Below are 19,582 nucleotides of genomic sequence, written 5' to 3' on the forward strand. Positions count from 1 at the left end.
GGGAAAACCCCGGGGCACTTACATATTCATTGGATAAAACTCAGCTGAGGTTGTACCATTTATCATTTCAGAAAAAAATTTTCACAAAAGAAAAATCAGCGCTGCGGTACACCTGTTTGGACTTTAAAGCATGAATAGCTTCCCATGATCGATACCGTACATCCTAAGGCCTCAAGCTCGGAAATCGCTCCTGGGATAAGGACATCGTCAAGGGGCATTTCGATGTCGATGATGAAAAAGTAATTGCCCAATCCAGTTTTCATAGGTCTTGATTCAATCTTGGAAAGGTTAAGTTTCCTCCAGGAAAAAGCGGAAAGGACTTGGTGCAGCTGTCCTGAGTGGTCGGCAGGCAGCTGAATCATCAAGGTCGTTTTCTTGTCGCCTTCAACGGTCAAATGACCTTCATAGTCGACTTCACTGTTGGATACGACAATAAACTTGGTGTGATTATGTTCGTAATCGTGAATATTTTGTTTTGCAATCGTCAAACCGTATTCCTCTGCAGCCATATCATTTGCAATCGCTGCAATATTGATATCGGGATTCTCCATCACCATCTTCGCAGCGGCAGCTGTGGATGTGACATACTCATACGGAATGCCCCTTAGCTCATTATGTAGAAATTTGCGGCATTGAGCGATGGCATGGGAATGCGAATATACCATGTCAGGTTTGAAACCAGGATATGCATGGTCAGGATGCACCATATAATGCTGTTGGATTGGAATCGTCACTTCACCTTTCATAGGCAATGTGACTTCATGGACTAAGTAATCCATCGTTATATTTACCGAACCCTCCAAAGCATTCTCGATCGGCACGAGCGCGTGATTCACTTCCCCGTCCCGAACAGCATCTAGGCAGTCCGGAATCGTGTTCATCGGTATTTTTATATCATTAGGAAATAGTCGCGATACAGCTAAATCCGTGAACGTTGCTTTTGGTCCAAGAAATGCAATTTTTGATGTCATATTATAAACTCCTTTTCACGGAAAATCTATTGTTTATGTTATGCCATTTTCTGATTTTTTACAATAGTTAATCGTTAATTTCCTCTTTCAAATGAAAACAGCCTGAAGACTAACCCGATAATAAATGAGTTTGCCTTCAGGCTGTTAGGTTTTTAAACTTTGACTGTTGATTGGAACGGAGGGCACTCGCTTTCCGCGGGCGGACCGGGAGCCTCCTCGGCGCCATCGCGCCTGCGGGATCTCCCTTGGACGCGCTTTTCCCGCAGGAGTCTGTAACTTAAGTTCCAATCAACGAGTTCAATTTGACATGATTACTAGAGTCAGTTGGTCTTTAGGTTACGGTTTCCATGATAAATGCCTCACTTCTCTACGCTCGGCCAAAATTATGAGCCACACTTTAAAGATACTGACCTGTTTGATTTTCTCGGAGCTACTATCCTCGCCAACATACATCCATCACGGTCTGCGCCGCATGAAACGAATAGGCAAACTGTTTTGTTCGTTCATCTTTACATAGTAGACACTCTAATGATCAGTTGGAAAAGGTTTCTTAATGAGACCAATTCGAAACCTTTTGTCTACAAACTGACAGCCTGTACATGTGAAATGTACAGGCTGTTTTCATGCGCCGTTACCAATGATTTCGACTTTTTCGACGAACTCCATTTTACGCAGTTTAGTAAGCAGTTCATTAATATCCATCGTCATCCCACCCGTATTCAGGGATAGGGTGACATTTGCACGTCCCTGCAAAGGAATCGTTTGGTGGATGGTCATGATGTTGCAACCGGATGAGGCGACGAGCCGTAAAAGCTCCGATAGAGTACCAGAACGATCTTCGAGATAGAAGAACAGTGTAATCAGCTTTTCCTTAACAACTGTATGAAACGGAAAAACCGTGTCACGGTATTTGTAAAAAGCACTCCTGCTTAGGTCCACTCGCTGTACCGCTTCCCAAACTGATTCCGCTTTTCCCCGTTCAATCATTTCTTTTGCATCCAGCGTTTTTTTCATCGCTTCGGGAAGGACATCCTCTCGAACGAGGAAAAATTTCTGATCGGACTTATTCAAACTCCGCACGCCTCCTTTTGCCTGCCATCATGGTCTCCAATCAATCAACAAATTCAAATTCATATTCAAGGATACGGACGATATCGCCATTTGTCGCACCTTTTTGGCGAAGGCCTTCGTCGACTCCGAACGAACGAAGCTGTCTGGCGAAACGACGTATGGACTCTTCACGGGTGAAGTCAGTCATTTTGAATAAACGCTCGATCTTGAATCCTGATACAGCAAAGCTGCCATCGGGTTCGCGTTCAATGTTAAATTCATCCGACTGTGATGTATGTTTATATAGAACCCGGTGGATTCCAGTATTCTCTTCTTCATGTTCAAGAGGGAACTCTGGGGTCTCTTCGATTTTATCAGCAATAGCATAAAGAAGCTCACGGATCCCTTCACGCGTCACGGCAGAAATCGGGAAGACAGGGTAGTCTTCTTCCAGCTTTTCTTTGAAAGCCGCTAAGTTATCTTCTGAGTCCGGCATATCCATTTTACTTGCTACAATGATTTGCGGACGTTCAGTCAAGCGCAGGTTATACTCTTCCAACTCTTTATTGATTGTTTGGTAGTCTTCATATGGATCCCGACCTTCAAGACCCGACATATCGATTACATGAACGATTACCCTCGTTCTTTCAATATGGCGCAGGAATTGATGTCCAAGGCCCACACCTTCTGAAGCGCCTTCGATCAGACCAGGTAAATCGGCCATGACGAAGCTGCGGTGATCTTCCGTTTCCACCATTCCGAGGTTCGGGACGATCGTCGTAAAATGGTATTCGGCAATTTTAGGTCTTGCTGCGGATACGACGGAAAGCAAAGTGGATTTCCCTACACTTGGGAAACCAACCAAACCGACATCAGCCAACAGTTTCAATTCCATGACTATATCACGTTCTTGGCCCGGTTCGCCGTTCTCCGCGATTTCAGGTGCAGGATTGGCAGGTGTGGCGAAACGGGAATTTCCCCGGCCTCCGCGGCCACCTTTGGCAATAATGGCGCGTTGTCCGTGCTCAACTAAATCAGCAATGACTTCCTTTGTCTTATCATCAATGACAACGGTGCCTGGTGGAACCTTGATGACCATATCCTTTGCAGCCGCACCGTGCATGTTTTTGGACATGCCATGTTCTCCGCGAGGTGCCTTAAAGTGACGTTGGTAACGGAAATCCATTAATGTACGCAAGCCCTCTTCCACTTCAAAAACGACATTGGCCCCATTTCCGCCATCTCCGCCGGCAGGTCCGCCTTTAGGTATGAATTTCTCACGACGATAAGCAACTATCCCGTTACCACCGTCTCCGCCTTTTACATAGACTTTCGTTTGATCGACAAACATGCTATCACTTCCTTGTTTTCTGCAAGTCATTTCTTGCTGTATACTTCTCTAAAAGTTAATATCCATCTTAAAAAATATTTCATCCTCATTACATTCAAGAATTTCAATTGATTGCTCGGCCGTCAATGAACTTTCCAAAAACTCGATCACTGGGGATTGATCAATGAACCTGCCTTGCATATGAAATGAACAGCGCATATCGCTCACTTCTTTTTTACACATGGAAACAGCCAGTATATTTTCAAAAAACGGATCGAGATTCTTATCGAGAATTTTAAAGAAATCATTTGTCCAGCGATACATCAGCCCGTCCATCTCAGTTGAGCCTTCAAAAACATCAATGATTTCATATTCGCAATAAAATGATCCATTATTCCAATTCGACGTCAACAACATCTCGGTGAACTTAGGTAAGTTCAAACTGGAGAGGCGTGCTTCATTCTGGGTTTCAACAATAATTTCATCAATGATGCCCTTGACACGATCAATTCTGTTCAACTCCAGATTCCCTTTGATGATTTGAATTTTATTCAGCCAGTCATGCCTGGTTTGACGCAGAGTTTCAATAGTCGTCCAATTTTTGTCCATTATTAACACCTTCAATTATGATAAAGAAACTTTTTTTTCAGCTCTATCATGTTGAATACTTCCATTTGTACAGTATATCAAAAAAACAACAAACAGGAAATGAAGCTCGATTCACATGCCTTCACATGAAAGCCCCCGTCCAAAAAATACAGCCGCACACCCTGAGTTCTTTGGACGATGGTAGAGCCATTTGAACTAAAAAAGAGAATGGGCCTTTTATGCACCAATTGGAGATATTATAGTTGAATTGGAGTGTCTATTTGGTTTAAACCAAATCGGATGGATGAGTAATCTTGGATTTCCCCCCTGAAAGTTTAAGAAAGCCCGCCGATTGGCGAGCCTTTTGTAAGTCAGAGGTTGTTTTCCTTATACTAATGACTAAAGTCTCCTGCAAACTGCTGGTTCATTTCCTATAGTATAAATAAAGGGCCGGACCCCTTCATCACTATATAGCATACCATTATTAAAAATGACGCGGTATATAGTGTCTTGTAGAAGGAATCAGACCCTTTTGAGTCAGCCTCTGTTCAAAGATGCCAATTATGCTTCTTGTGCAACTGGATATACGCTTACTTTTTTACGGTCACGTCCGAAACGTTCGAATTTAACAACACCGTCTACTTTAGCGTATAGAGTATCGTCTCCACCACGGCCTACGTTCTCACCAGGATAGATTTTTGTTCCGCGTTGACGGTAAAGGATAGAACCACCAGATACGAATTGACCATCTGCACGTTTAGCACCAAGGCGCTTGGAGATTGAGTCACGTCCGTTCTTTGTAGAACCTACTCCTTTTTTCGAAGCGAAGAACTGAAGATCTAATCTTAACATTTGTTCCACCTCCTACTGGTTGAGGATAATTTTCATGTATTTACCATAATCACGTTCGATGGTTTGCAGCGATATGAGCATGCCGTTCAAAAGCAGCTGAACCTTCTCTTCCGATTCCGGCGAAAGATTCCCCGGAATGACGCAGCGAAGATAGCCGCCTTCTCTCCCTTGCTCAATCTCAGGCTCTACGTCCGTTAAGGACATGATTGCATTGACTGCCCCGAAGGAAACAGCCGATACACCTGCACAAACGATATCAGAACCTTTTTTAGCAAAATTAGCATGTCCGCTTAAGGTGAACGAAGCAATCCGTTCCTGCGGAGCATCAAATACAACTTTGATCATCTAGAATCAGCCCTTACGCGTTGATTGCTTCGATAACAACTTTAGTGTATGGTTGACGATGACCTTGTTTTTTACGATTGTTTTTCTTCGCTTTGTATTTGAAAACAGTGATTTTCTTTTGCTTACCTTGTTTTTCGACAGTACCTGTTACAGTAGCGCCTTCAACTAATGGAGCACCGACTTTCACGTCTTCGCCACCTACGAATAAAACTTTGTCAAATGTAACAGTTTCGCCTGCTTCTGCGTTTAATTTTTCAATGTAAACCGCTTCGCCAGCTGCTACTTTAATTTGTTTACCGCCAGTTTCGATAATTGCGTACATACTTGCACCTCCTTAAATGTCTCAGACTCGCCAATCACAGGCGTTTTACCAGAAAGGCAAAAGCTTAAAACCTGATGTTGAGCGGTTGTAGCACGGGTGCTACAAACATAACATTAAAATCCTAACATGAAACAGGAAAGGCTGTCAATATATTTATAACAATTCCCGCCCTTCATTCGAAAGCCTTCCCGATTTCCTGAATGCTCCCGAAGCGCTTGATGGAGTAAGCATTCCTCGAACCTGGGATAAAAGACAGGAATACCTTTTTACCGATCAATTCCTCCAATGTCGGCCGATATGATTCCTTTTCACCAAGCAGCACGTCCGCCACCGCTTTACTGGCCTCCACCCAGACCGCTTCATCATCTGTCTTCCTGTGTTCCAGAAGTTCACGTTCCAACCGGAAGGCAACCGTTTCAGGGCTCTCGATTTTACCGATTCCACTGCACACTGGGCAAGGCACCGTCGTCATCTCACTTAAAGACGGGGAGGTTCGCTTTCTCGTCATTTGTAAAATGCCCAGTTCCGTAAAACCGATGACCTGGGTTCGCTTCTCATCCCTCACCGCTTCCTTTTTAACGATTTCGATGATTTCCTGCTTATGCCGGGACTGCTCCATATTGATGAAATCTATCAGGATGATTCCGCTGATATTCCTCAATCTCAGTTGACGGGCGACCTCTTTCGCCGCAGCCTGATTAACCGCAAACAATGTTGCTTCCTTCGCCACCTTGCCGGTGAACTTACCTGAATTGACATCGATTACGGTGAAAGCTTCCGTTTCTTCAAAAATTAAATATCCGCCATTCTCAAGCCAAACGATTTTCTTGGCCATTTTCTCAACTTGCGCTTCCACATTCCACTCGGAAAAAATATTCTTTGTACTAGATACATGGGATATTTCCCACTCCTTACGGTTTTCCTGTATCCATTTTTTCAACTCGCGATAGGCCTCGAAGTCATCGATGGCAAGTTCCCCGGTCGCCGTTCCCGACATTTCGGAAATGATCATATCAAGGTATTCATCCCTCTCATAGAGAAGGGAAGGGGCCTTGAGGGACGCAGCCTTAAGTTCAAGCCCTTTAAAGAGCTCCCGCAATCCATTTAACCTGTCAAGGAAGACCGTTTCACTTTCGTTCTCCATCGAGGTGCGGACAATCAATCCCTCATCAGGCTTTTTATGCTGCAAGGCAGTTTCCCGCCATTGCTTCTGAAGATCATTGTTTTTGAATTTCTTTGAAACACCAACATAATCTATTCCATGTATGTATACGAGGGAATCTGTCGAAAACTCGATCAGCCCAGTCAATTTAGCTCCTTTGGTGCCCGTTTCATCCCGCGTCACCTGAACTAGCAGCTTTTCTCCCTGACGGACAAATTGACCGATCGATGCTTTCCCATCACTTTTTTTTATCAGCTGGAAAGAGGGTATCTCGTCACGGTGTAAAAAACCATTTTTCTCTGCTCCATAATCAATGAAGACGGCATCCATGCCCGGTAACACCTTCGTCACCTTCCCAAGATAAATATTACCGACCGTACTGCGCTTTTGAGGCGGAATGATTTCAAGTTTACGTAAAACACCATTCTCAAGTACAGCCACTCTTTTTTCGCGTGAAGCCAGGTTCGCGATCATTTTTTTCATCAAAAAAAATCCTCTCCTCAATTTGAAGAAAGGATAACATATTTAATAAGAATATAATAGGTCGCCGATTTTCCCGTTTGTCATTTTCTCGGAAAAATAGGCATGAAGGATTTCCGTTTCATCCAACGAGCCGCTCTCTTTCCCGTTTTTCATGATGATCACGGGGTGTTTACAGCCGCGTTGAAACATTTCCAGCACTTTATAAATCGGTTCTTGTGAATCCACCGAGATCGGCTTCAGTTTCGCCAAATCATTCGTATGCCCGTAATGGCGCTGCAGAAGAAAGCGGATGAACGCATAATACCTCTGCCGCCATTCCATGACGAGTGACAGACTTATGAAAAAGATGATGAGCCAGATGTTCAAATTGAGCGGATCCAGAATGAGCCAGGTCAAAAAAGCAAGGAAAGCGAATACTGCAGAAAAGTGAAGTGTATGCTTCTGCGCTTCCAGAAAGGTGCAGTATAGGGAAACACCGATGAATAGCAGCCTTCCCCCGTCCAGGGGCCAAATTGGCAGCAGATTAAAAATCAGCAGCATAAGATTCATATACAAAAATGGCTGGTACAGCTCATATGGGATAATGGTAAAGAAATAGAGCAGAAAAGCTGCGCCAATGAGCCAAACGTGTTGAAGCGGACCGGCAAGCACCACCGCCAAATCCTCCTTCAAACTCTTGTTTCCATATTCCTCAGTCTCGACAGCCCCGCCAAAAGGAAGAAGCTGGATTGACTTTATCCGCCATTTGAAGTGCTGCGCACAGACGGCATGCCCCATCTCATGTATGAAGACGATGAGCAACAGCATCATCACTTCAACGAAATGGGCTGTGAGGATGGCGATGCCAATGACAAACCACAATGTCGGATGCACCCTGATTTTAAACAGTAACTTCCCATATTCACTCAAAGGAAATCACCTTTTTAGGATCGACGAAAGCATCATTTTCCTTTATCGCTAAATAAAACCTGCCCATGGATCCATCTTCACTTAGTGTAACCTGTCCGACTTCATTGCCCTTTTTAACGAACTCATACAATTTCACATCAATTTCTTTCAGCTGCCCATACCAAGATTCAGTTTTATTGGCATGCTGAATGACTACCGTCTTTCCGATCCCCTCCTTTTCACCGGCAAAAATGACTACCCCTTCATTAACGGCCTCGACCTTTGAGCCTTTGCTCGTTTCCAATATGATTCCCTCACCGTTCGTCTCGAAGTTTTGGGTAATCTTCGCAGAAGCTGGCATTGCATATTCTTCATTCGAATCAACAGTTTCCGTATTGGCTTCATTCGGTAAAAAAGCGATTGGTTTACCAAACGCACTTTCGTACCAATTGGAGATTGAAGCGAACTGAAATTCCTTGCTCATGTTCTCCGTGACAAAACTCCTGGCAGGGTCAAGCCGCACAGAAGGGTGTTTGAACATCACCGCGACAATCAGGAACAGGCATACACTGGCAAGGATTTTAAAGAAAAAATATTCTTTCTTGAAGAGCGGATGGTCTTTTTCGGAATACCCGTTATATGAATCAATCCCATATGGTTCCTCATTGTTGATCTCCGTCCAACTACTGCTTCCTGCAGGTTTATCATTAAACTTGCGTCTCTTGGCGATACGATTGCGGATATCTTTCCTGCGATCATCCATTCCAGACTTCCCCCCCTGCTCATGTCAAAGCGCTATATTACAACGTATGAGCAACTTGTCCAGACTATTCTGCACTTCCCTTAAAAAATTTTTTCCGATGAAAAATTCACTGAAACTTATGAATTTCCAAGGTGGTTCGGGCAATCGATTCAGAAAATCGAATAATTGAGATTGATATTGTTCCCCGGAATTTGTTATAATAAAGTGGTTTTAACATTATTGAGGGGGAACATTTTTTTATGTCAATCGAAATAGGCAGCAAAGTACAAGGTAAAGTAACAGGTATCACTAATTTTGGAGCATTCGTAGAATTACCAGGAGGCTCAACAGGTCTTGTGCATATCAGTGAGGTAGCAGATAGCTATGTAAAAGACGTAAATGACCATCTTAAAGTAGGCGACCAAATTGAAGTAAAAGTGATTAGTGAGAAAGACGGAAAAACTGCCTTGTCCATCAAAAAGGCTATAGATAGACCCGAAGGGCAAACCTCTTCTTATACCAAACGCCCACCACGCCAAGGGGATAGCCGTTCTAAAGATTTTCGTTCAAAAGGTAATTTCCAACCAAAGGAAAATTTCGAAGATAAAATGGTGCGCTTTTTAAAGACTAGTGAAGAAAATTTATCGACACTTAAACGCAGCACCGAATCAAAACGCGGCGGAAGAGGCGGAAGACGCGGATAACCCGCTGCATTTTTAGCATATAGATCAGGCAAGCCAGTATATGGCTTGCCTTTTTTATTTCACAAGAAGCATAAAAAAAAAGCGAGGGCATCAAATGCTCCCCGCTTCTTGACAAAAGAATATAGATTTACCGCACGCTGAAGAATTTTTTCAATTTGAACATGAAGCCCTTTGGTTCGCTGCCAATTGGAGTCAAGGGCACAGATTCACCAAGGATCCTTCTGGCAATGTTCCGATAGGCAAGCGAAACTCTATTATCCGGATTATAGGCAATGGGTTCCTTTTTATTCGCTGCCACAATGACCTGGTCATCATCAGGAATGACGCCGATCAAATCAATCTTAAGAAAATCGGCAACTCCATCGATATCCATTTCTTCATCCTCATGAAGCAAATGGCCGCGGATCCGGTTGATGATCAATTGGGGCGGTTCAATATGCTCTTCTTTTTCAAGCAGGCCAATAATACGGTCAGCATCCCTGACAGCCGGTCTCTCTGCAGTCGTAACGATGATAGCCTTGTCTGCCCCAGCTATGGCATTCCTGAAGCCCTGTTCAATGCCTGCAGGGCAATCAATGATGACATAATCATAGTCAGGCTTCATATCGCTGATGAGTTTCCTCATCTGCTCTTCATTCACCACTGTTTTATCACTATTTTGCGGAGCGGGAAGCAGATAAAGCAAATCCTCGAAATGTTTATCTTTGATAAGCGCCTGGTGTATCTTACAGCGCCCTTCGACCACATCGACCAAATCATAGATGATGCGATTCTCCAATCCCATGATCACATCCAAATTCCGAAGACCAATATCCGTATCAATCAAGCAAACCTTTTTGCCTAGAAGAGCTAAAGATGTTCCTAAATTGGCGGAGGTGGTCGTTTTCCCGACACCACCCTTACCGGATGTTATAACTATTGCCTCTCCCACGATTAGAGACCCCCTTCTAATCTATTTAAATTAGGTCTATATTTCTTTAAGACTTGCAATTTTTCTATTATGATATTTTGTTCTTCATCCATGAAGGCACATTCCAAGTCATGTCCCCATTTCGTATATTGGTCAGGAGATAAATTCACTTTTCCGGCAATACGCAGTTGGGCAGGCTTCATGACAGAGGCAGCTATAATGGCCTCGTTATTCCCTTTATATCCGGCATGGGCTATTCCCTTTAACTGTCCCATGATATATATGTTGCCACCCGCACGAACCGTTCCGTCGGGATTGACATCCCCTATCAGCAGTAAGTCCCCGGGAACTTCAAAAACCTGTCCCGACCTTATCACCTTGGTCACGGTCGTCACTTGGTTTTCATCTTTCCATCGTTTCGCTTCATCCTTCGTCAGGACATTCGAAATCATCTCATCCACGAAAAGCTTCTTCTTTTTATGGATGACCTCTTTAATCTGTTCTTCTTGTTGTTCATCAAGATAGCGGTTCCCTGTATGTACTTTTACGGAAATGGACGGGTCATTTTCTTGAAACTGATAGTTTGCCGAAAGCTTCACTTCTAACTCTTTCAATAATTCGGAAAATGAGCAAGAATCATCGAGATGAAGCATAAACCCGTCTTTTGTTCCCTTAATCATGACATTTTGCTGAATTCTTTTATTCATGACGTTTGTTTCACCTCAATGAAATATAATTCGACATAGGAAAACAAATTTCCTTTTTCTACGTACACGGAAATGAGAAAATACATTTCCCACCTGCTTCTTAAGACACAGGAACGTTATTCCGTTTCTCCTTGCAAATCAAGCTTTTCAATCATTCTCTTTAAAGGGTAGCAGCTAATAATAATGAATGCGAGATTCAATAATAATGTAGGAATCAATCTCCGTTCCGCAAATTCAGCAAACCCCATATCTGCAAAAGAGAGTATGATATTCATCTGAAAGATGACAACCTCTAAAACTGCCGTGAATAAAAGCGCAGTAAGACAGGCAATCAATATATTATTTTGCAGGATTTTCATGCATTTCGATATCAAATAGGCAAGAAAAGGCAGCAGGAACATGTAAGTCCCAAGGATTTCCGTATATACGACATCATAAGTCAACCCAAGAATCGCACCATAAAGCATACCCATTTTCCTTGAGCCGAACATGGTCAGGAAAAAAACGAAAACGATCATGAAATGGGGCACGAGGATTTTATCGGCCCCGAATGCATCTCCAGCGAACATCTGGGCGAAGATGCTTTCAAAAACAAAAAAAACCAAGGCTATAAAAGAAAGGATGAAATATCTCACTCAGCTTCATCCTCCCCTTCACTTTCTTTCGGTACACCGTCCACTTCGCGCTGAACGACCATGACATTATTAATATCATAAAAATCCGTCGAAGGTTCAATATATGCAGTCTGGTTCAATCCATATTGATCCACTTTAACATCGACAACTTTCCCGATCAGCAGACCTTTCGGAAAGATCCCTCCATAACCGGATGTGATGACCAATGAATTTTTCTTGATCTTTTTATCATATGGGATCCGTTTCATCAGCAAAAGGTTCTTCTTATCATCGAATCCTTCAATCAAGCCATATGCTTTATCATCACCTTGGACGATCGATGAGACACGATTGGCTTTATCGATCGAGCTTAAAAGTTGAACCGAGGCCGTGAAATCCGTCGCTGATTTCACCTTACCGACTAACCCATTGGACGTGATGACAGCCATATTTTTTTCTACCCCATTGCGCTTCCCTTTATTAATCGTCAGCATTTCATGCCAGCGGTCGGGATTGCGTCCAATGACCGTCGCCTGAGTGGGCGAATACTTGCGCAGGTCATCTTCTTTTTTGAGGTTATCGCGAAGTTCTTCATTTTCTTCCTTTAAATCTTGGACTTGCGTTTTCAATAATACATATTCATCCAAGCGGGCTTTCAATTTTTTGTTTTCATCGTATGTATGTTGTAGGTCTTTTAAGCCCCCTACAAAACCTGTTATACCCGATACTGGCTTATTAAACACATTTCCGACCCAGCCTGTCGTATCTTTCAGGAATTGCTCCGGCCAAGTCAACTCTTCTCTCTCCCTTAATGAAAAACCGATCAATGCCACGAGAACGATAATACTAACGAGCAAGAGAAGGAGCTTTTTATTAAAAAACTGTGGCATGGTGATTACACCTCTATCTAAAATTTCTTAAAAATACACTATGGATTTAATTAAACAGCAAAACATAAGAAAACCGGCTCAAAATTGCACCTTTTGTTGAGCCGGCCCTATTTGAGAAGTAATGCTTATCGCGAATCTCTTGATTTAGTCTTGAATAAGTGAATGTGGTCCAGCGCTTTTCCCGTTCCGATTGCAACACAATCCAGCGGGTTTTCAGCGATGATCACCGGCATTTGCGTTTCTTCACTGATGACCTTATCCAAATTGCGCAGCAAAGCGCCCCCGCCTGTCAGCACAATGCCTCTGTCCATGATGTCAGCCGCTAATTCAGGTGGTGTTTTCTCTAAAGTGTTTTTCACGGAATCCACAATTGCAGAAACTGTGTCGCTTAATGCTTTGGATATTTCCTCAGCTGTAATTTCGATCGTTTTTGGTAATCCAGTCAATAGGTCACGGCCGCGAATTTCCATGTTTTCTACGCCTTCCGTATCCCCAGCAGAACCAATTTCCATTTTGATCGCTTCAGCAGTACGCTCACCGATCATCAAATTGTAGTTCTTACGGATGTAAACGATAATGGCATCGTCCATTTCGTCACCTGCGATACGGATCGATTGGCTTGTAACGATTCCGCCAAGGGAAATGATTGCCACTTCCGTCGTTCCTCCGCCGATATCAACGACCATGCTTCCTGTAGGCTCCCAAACAGGAAGGTCCGCACCGATCGCTGCTGCAAACGGTTCTTCGATTGGATATGCGTCACGGGCTCCAGCTTGTCTTGCTGCATCGATGACTGCACGCTGCTCAACTGCAGTAATCCCAGAAGGCACACAAATCATGACATATGGCTTGTTGCCAAATACGCCCTTCTTTTGAGCTTCCTTCATATAGTACTTCATCATGGTAGCCGTCGTTTCATAATCGGCAATTACTCCATCCTTCATCGGGCGGAGGGCAACCACGTTACCAGGTGTACGGCCGATCATGTTTTTCGCGTCGTTTCCGACTGCAACGATTTGCTTTGTATCTGTTTGCACAGCTACAACCGATGGTTCACGTACTGCGATGCCTTTTCCTTTCACATAGACAAGCGTATTCGCCGTTCCTAAATCAATCCCTATATCTCTAGCGCCAATTCCAAACATTATGGTATCTCCCTTTCGTAAACAAAAATGCCTTTTTATAAGTTCAAATAATAATTTGTCGTTTTTTGACAATAAGAGTTTTGAAAAAGTTTCCTCTTTTAAAAATCATAAACAATATTATATCGCATCGTCAAAAATTTTGATAGTGTCATAAATAACCTTTTTCCTTCAAACTAACATATTTATGCTCCCCGATGATGATATGGTCCAATACTTCAATCCCGATTATTTTACCACATTCTACTAACCTTTTCGTCACTTCAATATCTTCTCTGCTGGGAGAGGGGTCTCCGGAGGGGTGGTTATGAAGACAGATGATAGAGGCAGCGGACCTTTTGAAAGCCTCTTTGAAGACCTCGCGCGGATGCACGATCGAGGCATTGAGGCTGCCGATGAATACCGTAGTTTTTTGAAGCACCTGATTTTTCGTATTTAAATAAAGACAGACGAAATGTTCCTGTGATAAAAACCGCATTTCTTCCATGCAATAATTGGCTCCATCTTCTGGAGATCTAATCACATAACGGTCTTGATCATTCAAATTGTTAATTCTCCTGCCAAGTTCGACAGAGGCCAGGATTTGAATCGCTTTCGCTTCACCAATCCCTTTAATCACGGTCAGTTCTTCCACTGAGGCTTCTTTTAGCAGGCGAAGGCCCTTGAAGGAATTGATGAGCCTGCCGGATAGCTGCAGGACGGATTCTTCCCTTGATCCCGTCCTCAATAGCAGAGCGAGCAATTCCTGATTGGAGAGACCCTGCGGTCCGTCTTGCAGAAACCTTTCGCGCGGCCTCTCCTCTTTCGGGTAATCCCGTATTAACATTTTTTCGCTCAAAAAATCAACCCTTCCTTAGAAAAGGGAAGATGCCAGAGGAAATCGATCATTCTAACTCTTGCTGCATCGCTTTAAGTTCCCGGGCCAGTCTTGAGACCGGAAGCCCGACGACTGAGAAATAGTCCCCTTTGATTCGTTCGACAAGAAGAGATCCGTATCCTTGAATCCCATAGCCGCCGGCTTTGTCAAAAGGTTCCCCGCTATCCAGATAACGTTCGATTTCAGCTTCTGGCAGCTCCCAAAATGTCACTTCCGTTTTTTCTGCGAATACTCTGCGATGCTTGCCGAATAGAATGGCGACACCTGTGTATACCTCATGTGTCCGTCCCGATAACATTTCCAGCATTCTTTTTCCATCCGCACGGCTTGTCGGCTTACCCAATATCTCTCCATCAAGGACAACAACGGTATCCGAGCCGATTACCCAGCTTTCCTGAAATTTTGCTGCGATGGCTTCCGCCTTACGGGATGCCAGTTCTTTCACCGCTGCATCAGGACACATGTTTTCATCAATACTTTCATCGACATTGGAATTCATGCTTTCAAAGGGGATTTGAAGAAATTGTAGAAGTTCTTTACGACGTGGTGATGAAGAAGCTAAAATCAATGGCTGCATAATATAAAAGTCACCTTTCTTTACATAGGGAGATACATACCTATCCTATCAAATTATGGCGCAATCCACAATTATTGTTTACTAGGAATCGACAAATGCCTGTAAGTATTTCCCGGAAAATAAAAAAGGTGTCACAGATGGTTTCATATTGGGGAGCTTGTCCATTTGGCAGCCCCCCTTCTTTTATTTACTTAACTCGATTTGTTTTGGTAATTCAATAAAAAATCAAGAAGACTTTCTTGAGCCTGGAATAGCTTTTCTTCGTTTTTGGTAGTCTCATATTCATCAATCGACTTTGCGGCAGAGGTCAGGTCATCGTTCATATTCGAAAACTCCGGCGATAATTTCCCCGCCTTCAGTTCATCCAAGTTTTTTTTCAGGGTTTCTTTGTTTACCGTCCCTTCCTTTCCGCGAAGCTTGGTTGCGGATGTTTCTGCCAAGGAAGTATATACTTCCTTCATCTTGTCGAGGGTTTTCTCATCTTCCTGGCTTGTCCCAGCCGCTTCAAAATTGATTTCCTTCCAATATACGTCCACATCATAGGACTTTAAGAATAAGGCCAGCTCCTTACTTGAAGCTAGACTCTCTGCCGACCCCAAGAATAGATAATAGCTGTCTTCCAATTTGAAAATTTCAGCAGGAACCTGCTTTTCAATGATTTTCTTTTGTATTTGCCTTGCCGCATCCTCGCTGCTGAATACTCCTCCCTGTACAAGGAATGTCTTCAGCTGGTTTCCTGGTTCAGTCACTGCCGCTTTTTTATCCTCAACAGTGGCTTTCGTTGGAACCGGGGTCTCGACCGAAGATACTTCGGCTTTTTCCTTTGTAATCGTTTTAACGGCGATCAAGCCAAGAATCGACCCAAAAAAAACAGCACAAATGACAGCGATCATGAATGTCTTGATCGGTCTTTTATCAGAACTTTTCAGCGAACTGGTACCAAAACCGATGAGTTTCGGCATTTTTTTCTTTGGCGGTGAGGGTACCAATACGATTTTGTTTTCGTTTGAATCCTCAGGGAGTATCCATTCGAAACTCTCGTCTGTTTGTCCCTGTTCCTTACTCGCCGCCTCTTGACTTTCAGCCTTTTTATCGGCAAATACTTTTTCTTCCCCATTTATTTTAATCGTTACACCCTTGCTTTGTTCCGGCTTGCCCAATTTTTTTCCTCCCCTCCAGATCATTTTTTTCATCCTAACATAGAGGTAAAAAAAAATAACAAGACTTTTGTCGTCTTGTCATTAATAGGTTTCGTCAAATTTCCCTATTCATATATGGGTGACGAAAATAGAATTCCAGGTACTGGTACTTCTGGTTCACAAACCATTCAATATCGCCTCTCACCAATTACATACATCACTCTTTAAATCAGCTTCACTTGCAGCCAATTGGGGATAGTTCCCTACTGAGCTATTGTTCAGGTGATTTTTGACAAATTCCTCTTGGATCAGGTTGGTTCTTTAAGCTCATCTTAAAAAAGTTACATACCAACGCAGAAGGGAATCGCCCCAAAAATAAGCAGTCAATGTCCCAAAAACGATATACGGACCGAAAGGAATAAGTGTTTTCTTTTTTAGGATTCCGCTCAGCAATCCGATGAAACCCAGGAATGCCCCATAAAAGCACGCAAAAAGAAACGATAACAGCACCATCTTCAGTCCCAGTACAAAGCCAATCACTGCAAATAGCTTGATATCACCGCCACCCATGCCACCCTGACTCACGACTGCGATTAATAACAGCAGGCTAAAGCCCACCACTGCCCCGACAATTGAATCCCACCAGGGCGACAGCGGAAATGAGACTCTTAAAACGATAAAAATCACCGTAAAGAAAAGCAGTATTTTATCAGGTATGAGCATATAGGCGACATCAGTCACGAAGATGATCATAAATAATGAAATCAATGTCAAGCCAACCAAGAGTTCGCTCGACCAGCCAAGGAATATGGGAGCAGAGGCAAACAAAACACCGGTCAGCATTTCCACTATCGGATAAAGTGGGGAAATCCTTGCTTTACATCCCCGGCATTTTCCGTCTTGCAACATATAGGAAATAACCGGCATCAACTCGAAGAATGTCAATGTACGCCCGCAAGAAGGGCAGGCGGAGCGACGATTTGCAAATGTCTGACCAGCTGGAACACTTAAACCGACAACGTTAAAGAATGAGCCTAAAATTAAGCCGAAGACGAAGAGATAGATATGGATAGCCATCATTTATACAAAGTGCATGAGGATTCGATTGCTTTTCTATGAAACCCTAATAAAAAAGTCCCTTCCGCTATGTAATCGTCACTGGGGCTCTTCATGATCATTCATTCCTCCCGTCATTTCATTAAGTAGATCCTACTATTCATCAATCATGTAGAATCAATATATAAACATATTTTAACAAAAATACTTGGTGATTTGTTATCAATCACCCTATTAGAGTTTTTTCTTTTCAAACAGCTCTGTTAACAAGGGAAAAGGACCTGAAAATCGAGTTTGTCTACAGTTTTTTTTGGTTTGTACAAATTTGGACGTTGATTTCCACTTCAGGCACTCGCTTTCCGCGGGCGGTCCGGGAGCCTCCTCGGCGCACTTGCGACTGTGGGGTCTCCCTTGGACTCGCTATTCCCGCAGGAGTCTCGCACCTTCCGTTCCAATCAACTATGTTTAAAATTTCAGATGGAACCTTTTGCCTATAGTCTTTTTTGTTTTAAAATAGAACTATTAAAACCTGAGGTGATGAGGATGCTTTTGAAACATTATTCTATTCAGCGAGACCAACTTGAAATGATTACTTTAGATCAACTGGTGCCGGCGAATCATTTGGTTCGTAAAATTGAGGCTGCCATTGACTTCACTTTCATTTATGATTTGAAAGATATATATTCAGAGATAGGAAGCCCAAGTATTGATCCAGTTATATTAGCCAAACTGACTTTCATTCGATTTACCCTCGGTATTCGTTCAATGCATAAAGCAATTGAAGAAGTTGAAACAAATATGGCTTACCGTTGGTTCTTAGGCTTTGGTTTCCATGATAAAGCGCCTCATTTCTCGACAATCGGGAAAAATAATTAGTCCACCGGTAAAGGCACATCCCTTTAGGCATCTTCTCTGATTAGGAACTCCCTCACAAGTGAAAGGAAATGGAGCGACCCTGTGATGACAAGAATCTCTTTTTCCCCTGTTTTCCTGCTGCCTTCCGTTATCGCCTCCTGCCAATCCTTGTTTATCCGTTTATTGGGATGACTGCATTTTTCATATAGCGTTTTCGCATCCGCCGCCCGTTCATGGTCGAATTCGGTAATGATGATTTCCATCGCTTCAGTTTCCAGTCCATGAAGCATCTCGGAATAATTTTTATCTTTAAATGAACTGAATACGAATCGGTACTTATAATCGGGGTAATGCACTTTTAGCGTTTCCTTCAGCACGTCGATGCCGGCAGGATTATGTGCACCATCGATGATCACCAACGGCTCATCCGATATTTTTTCAAAGCGGCCATCCCATTTCGCTTCGCCTATTCCTTTAAGGATGCTTCTTTTATCGATATTTTCCATTCCTAATGTGACAGCAGCAATGGCCAGTGCCGCATTCTCCATTTGATGACGTCCTAGCATCCGCATTTCCACATTTTCGATGGACCTGTCGGCAAGCGAAAATGAGAAACTTTGCCCTCGTTCACTTTGCTTTATATTGCCTATATGAAAGTCTTTACCTAATTGGTAATAAGGTACCCCTAATGATGACGCTTTTTCTTCAATTACTTTTGCTGGTTCCCCGGCTGTGACTCCGCTGATGATCGGCGCCCCGCTTTTAATGATGCCAGCCTTCTCAAAAGCAATTTCCCCAAGTGTGTTACCCAGGATGCTCGTATGTTCCAAAGAAATCGAGGTAATGATCGAAAGAAACGGCTGGATGACATTCGTTGTATCGAGCCTGCCTCCCAAACCGGTTTCCATCAAAACCAAATCCACTTCCTTTTTGCTAAAATAAGAAAATGCCACCGCAGTCAAAATTTCGAACTGAGTGGGACCGTCCCCTTTACTGTCCATCTCTTGTATAATCGGCCAAAGCTCACGGAAGACAGCGATAAAATCCTTATCACTGATTTCATCTTCATTAATCTTGAGCTGTTCATTCATCCGTATTAAATAAGGTGATGTGAAGGAAGCGACCCGAATCCCTTGGGCAAGTAGGATCTCTTTAATATATTGCAGTGTTGATCCTTTCCCGTTAGATCCTGCAATATGAATATACTGTAGCGCCTTATGCGGGTCTCCTAATTCAGTTAACAATGCTTCCATCCGTGATAGTCCAAAATTCATGCCCAATTGAACTTGGCGCCGTTCAAAAAAATGATTGATTTCTTTCATGGTCGTTACCATTATCGTTGTGCCTCCTCTTTCTTTATACCGCTCTTATGCGTTAA

General features: G+C 43.1%; 21 protein-coding genes, 1 pseudogene and 1 other annotated feature. Of the genes and pseudogenes, 2 read left to right on the top strand and 20 right to left on the bottom strand.

The window, feature by feature from the left end; all coding sequences use genetic code 11:
• Window positions 1-95 precede the first annotated feature (95 nt).
• The 10 genes from pheA to ACIROD_RS06020 form a co-directional block, all read right to left on the bottom strand.
• Complete coding sequence (pheA, locus tag ACIROD_RS05975) at window positions 96-971, bottom strand: prephenate dehydratase (protein WP_101222781.1); 876 nt, start codon at window positions 969-971, stop codon at window positions 96-98.
• A 621-nt stretch (window positions 972-1,592) separates the two neighbouring features.
• The gene (locus ACIROD_RS05980) at window positions 1,593-2,042 is read right to left on the bottom strand and encodes an ACT domain-containing protein (RefSeq protein WP_034308837.1); all 450 of its coding nucleotides are present in this window, start codon (window positions 2,040-2,042) and stop codon (window positions 1,593-1,595) included.
• A gap of 40 nt (window positions 2,043-2,082) precedes the next feature.
• Window positions 2,083-3,372 carry a GTPase ObgE gene (obgE, locus tag ACIROD_RS05985; RefSeq protein WP_101222782.1) on the bottom strand — a complete coding sequence of 430 codons (1,290 nt, stop codon included), beginning with the start codon at window positions 3,370-3,372 and terminating at the stop codon, window positions 2,083-2,085.
• Between the two features lie 48 nt (window positions 3,373-3,420).
• Window positions 3,421-3,960, bottom strand: coding sequence for a Spo0B domain-containing protein (locus tag ACIROD_RS05990; RefSeq protein WP_101222783.1), 540 nt, complete (start codon window positions 3,958-3,960; stop codon window positions 3,421-3,423).
• A 540-nt stretch (window positions 3,961-4,500) separates the two neighbouring features.
• Window positions 4,501-4,791, bottom strand: coding sequence for a 50S ribosomal protein L27 (gene rpmA, locus ACIROD_RS05995; protein WP_048688955.1), 291 nt, complete (start codon window positions 4,789-4,791; stop codon window positions 4,501-4,503).
• Window positions 4,792-4,803: 12 nt separating this feature from the next.
• On the bottom strand, window positions 4,804-5,136 hold the full coding sequence (locus ACIROD_RS06000) for a ribosomal-processing cysteine protease Prp (RefSeq protein WP_101222784.1): 333 nt from the start codon (window positions 5,134-5,136) through the stop codon (window positions 4,804-4,806).
• A gap of 13 nt (window positions 5,137-5,149) precedes the next feature.
• Window positions 5,150-5,458 (bottom strand): 50S ribosomal protein L21, encoded by a 309-nt coding sequence (gene rplU, locus ACIROD_RS06005; RefSeq protein WP_034308849.1) that lies wholly within the window; start codon window positions 5,456-5,458, stop codon window positions 5,150-5,152.
• A gap of 13 nt (window positions 5,459-5,471) precedes the next feature.
• Window positions 5,472-5,555, bottom strand: a sequence feature (ribosomal protein L21 leader region).
• A 75-nt stretch (window positions 5,556-5,630) separates the two neighbouring features.
• Window positions 5,631-7,103, bottom strand: coding sequence for an Rne/Rng family ribonuclease (locus ACIROD_RS06010; protein ID WP_402940122.1), 1,473 nt, complete (start codon window positions 7,101-7,103; stop codon window positions 5,631-5,633).
• 42 nt (window positions 7,104-7,145) lie between these two features.
• Window positions 7,146-8,012: a M50 family metallopeptidase gene (locus ACIROD_RS06015; RefSeq protein WP_101222786.1), complete on the bottom strand. Its 867-nt coding sequence runs from the start codon at window positions 8,010-8,012 to the stop codon at window positions 7,146-7,148.
• Window positions 8,005-8,754, bottom strand: a complete 750-nt coding sequence (locus ACIROD_RS06020; RefSeq protein ID WP_402938731.1) for a peptidoglycan DD-metalloendopeptidase family protein — start codon at window positions 8,752-8,754, stop codon at window positions 8,005-8,007. The genes ACIROD_RS06015 and ACIROD_RS06020 overlap by 8 nt, the downstream gene beginning before the upstream one ends.
• 239 nt (window positions 8,755-8,993) lie before the next feature.
• On the opposite strand from ACIROD_RS06020, the gene ACIROD_RS06025 reads away from it, so the two are divergent.
• Window positions 8,994-9,437, top strand: coding sequence for a S1 domain-containing RNA-binding protein (locus ACIROD_RS06025; RefSeq protein WP_034308861.1), 444 nt, complete (start codon window positions 8,994-8,996; stop codon window positions 9,435-9,437).
• Between the two features lie 127 nt (window positions 9,438-9,564).
• Here ACIROD_RS06025 and minD read toward each other — a convergent pair whose 3' ends face one another.
• The 9 genes from minD to ACIROD_RS06070 form a co-directional block, all read right to left on the bottom strand.
• Window positions 9,565-10,368, bottom strand: a complete 804-nt coding sequence (gene minD, locus ACIROD_RS06030) for a septum site-determining protein MinD (RefSeq protein ID WP_402938734.1) — start codon at window positions 10,366-10,368, stop codon at window positions 9,565-9,567.
• Window positions 10,369-10,370: 2 nt separating this feature from the next.
• Window positions 10,371-11,054 carry a septum site-determining protein MinC gene (gene minC, locus ACIROD_RS06035; protein ID WP_230176797.1) on the bottom strand — a complete coding sequence of 228 codons (684 nt, stop codon included), beginning with the start codon at window positions 11,052-11,054 and terminating at the stop codon, window positions 10,371-10,373.
• 116 nt (window positions 11,055-11,170) lie between these two features.
• Window positions 11,171-11,689, bottom strand: coding sequence for a rod shape-determining protein MreD (mreD, locus tag ACIROD_RS06040; protein ID WP_402938739.1), 519 nt, complete (start codon window positions 11,687-11,689; stop codon window positions 11,171-11,173).
• A complete protein-coding gene (mreC, locus tag ACIROD_RS06045; RefSeq protein ID WP_101222790.1) occupies window positions 11,686-12,558 on the bottom strand; it encodes a rod shape-determining protein MreC in 873 nt (290 codons plus the stop codon). The genes mreD and mreC overlap by 4 nt, the downstream gene beginning before the upstream one ends.
• A gap of 125 nt (window positions 12,559-12,683) precedes the next feature.
• Window positions 12,684-13,703 (bottom strand): rod shape-determining protein, encoded by a 1,020-nt coding sequence (locus tag ACIROD_RS06050; RefSeq protein ID WP_034308871.1) that lies wholly within the window; start codon window positions 13,701-13,703, stop codon window positions 12,684-12,686.
• Between the two features lie 148 nt (window positions 13,704-13,851).
• A complete protein-coding gene (gene radC / locus ACIROD_RS06055) occupies window positions 13,852-14,526 on the bottom strand; it encodes a RadC family protein (protein ID WP_101223484.1) in 675 nt (224 codons plus the stop codon).
• A gap of 58 nt (window positions 14,527-14,584) precedes the next feature.
• The gene (locus ACIROD_RS06060) at window positions 14,585-15,154 is read right to left on the bottom strand and encodes a Maf family protein (protein WP_101222791.1); all 570 of its coding nucleotides are present in this window, start codon (window positions 15,152-15,154) and stop codon (window positions 14,585-14,587) included.
• A gap of 191 nt (window positions 15,155-15,345) precedes the next feature.
• Window positions 15,346-16,314, bottom strand: coding sequence for a hypothetical protein (locus tag ACIROD_RS06065; RefSeq protein WP_402938742.1), 969 nt, complete (start codon window positions 16,312-16,314; stop codon window positions 15,346-15,348).
• Between the two features lie 306 nt (window positions 16,315-16,620).
• Complete coding sequence (locus ACIROD_RS06070) at window positions 16,621-17,373, bottom strand: prepilin peptidase (protein ID WP_402938745.1); 753 nt, start codon at window positions 17,371-17,373, stop codon at window positions 16,621-16,623.
• 519 nt (window positions 17,374-17,892) lie between these two features.
• On the opposite strand from ACIROD_RS06070, the pseudogene ACIROD_RS06075 reads away from it, so the two are divergent.
• Window positions 17,893-18,219 (top strand): annotated as a pseudogene (locus ACIROD_RS06075) (transposase); the annotation flags it as partial.
• A 29-nt stretch (window positions 18,220-18,248) separates the two neighbouring features.
• Here the strand turns inward: ACIROD_RS06075 and ACIROD_RS06080 are convergent.
• Window positions 18,249-19,538, bottom strand: coding sequence for a bifunctional folylpolyglutamate synthase/dihydrofolate synthase (locus ACIROD_RS06080; RefSeq protein ID WP_402938748.1), 1,290 nt, complete (start codon window positions 19,536-19,538; stop codon window positions 18,249-18,251).
• Window positions 19,539-19,582: the final 44 nt, after the last annotated feature.

It is taken from the genome of Peribacillus sp. NPDC101481 (genome assembly GCF_044767165.1).
Classification (GTDB): domain Bacteria; phylum Bacillota; class Bacilli; order Bacillales; family DSM-1321; genus Peribacillus.

Excerpts from the sequence above, each read along its gene's own strand:
- pheA (WP_101222781.1), bottom strand. The coding sequence starts at position 971 with ATGACATCAAAAATTGCATTTCTTGGACCAAAAGCAACGTTCACGGAT.
- rplU (WP_034308849.1), bottom strand. The coding sequence starts at position 5,458 with ATGTACGCAATTATCGAAACTGGCGGTAAACAAATTAAAGTAGCAGCT.
- obgE (WP_101222782.1), bottom strand. The coding sequence starts at position 3,372 with ATGTTTGTCGATCAAACGAAAGTCTATGTAAAAGGCGGAGACGGTGGT.
- radC (WP_101223484.1), bottom strand. The coding sequence starts at position 14,526 with ATGTTAATACGGGATTACCCGAAAGAGGAGAGGCCGCGCGAAAGGTTT.
- ACIROD_RS05990 (WP_101222783.1), bottom strand. The coding sequence starts at position 3,960 with ATGGACAAAAATTGGACGACTATTGAAACTCTGCGTCAAACCAGGCAT.
- minC (WP_230176797.1), bottom strand. The coding sequence starts at position 11,054 with ATGAATAAAAGAATTCAGCAAAATGTCATGATTAAGGGAACAAAAGAC.
- mreC (WP_101222790.1), bottom strand. The coding sequence starts at position 12,558 with ATGCCACAGTTTTTTAATAAAAAGCTCCTTCTCTTGCTCGTTAGTATT.
- ACIROD_RS06025 (WP_034308861.1), top strand. The coding sequence starts at position 8,994 with ATGTCAATCGAAATAGGCAGCAAAGTACAAGGTAAAGTAACAGGTATC.
- ACIROD_RS06080 (WP_402938748.1), bottom strand. The coding sequence starts at position 19,538 with ATGGTAACGACCATGAAAGAAATCAATCATTTTTTTGAACGGCGCCAA.
- rpmA (WP_048688955.1), bottom strand. The coding sequence starts at position 4,791 with ATGTTAAGATTAGATCTTCAGTTCTTCGCTTCGAAAAAAGGAGTAGGT.
- ACIROD_RS06070 (WP_402938745.1), bottom strand. The coding sequence starts at position 17,373 with ATGATGGCTATCCATATCTATCTCTTCGTCTTCGGCTTAATTTTAGGC.
- ACIROD_RS06000 (WP_101222784.1), bottom strand. The coding sequence starts at position 5,136 with ATGATCAAAGTTGTATTTGATGCTCCGCAGGAACGGATTGCTTCGTTC.
- ACIROD_RS06010 (WP_402940122.1), bottom strand. The coding sequence starts at position 7,103 with ATGAAAAAAATGATCGCGAACCTGGCTTCACGCGAAAAAAGAGTGGCT.
- ACIROD_RS06020 (WP_402938731.1), bottom strand. The coding sequence starts at position 8,754 with ATGGATGATCGCAGGAAAGATATCCGCAATCGTATCGCCAAGAGACGC.
- ACIROD_RS06060 (WP_101222791.1), bottom strand. The coding sequence starts at position 15,154 with ATGCAGCCATTGATTTTAGCTTCTTCATCACCACGTCGTAAAGAACTT.
- ACIROD_RS06050 (WP_034308871.1), bottom strand. The coding sequence starts at position 13,703 with ATGTTTGGAATTGGCGCTAGAGATATAGGGATTGATTTAGGAACGGCG.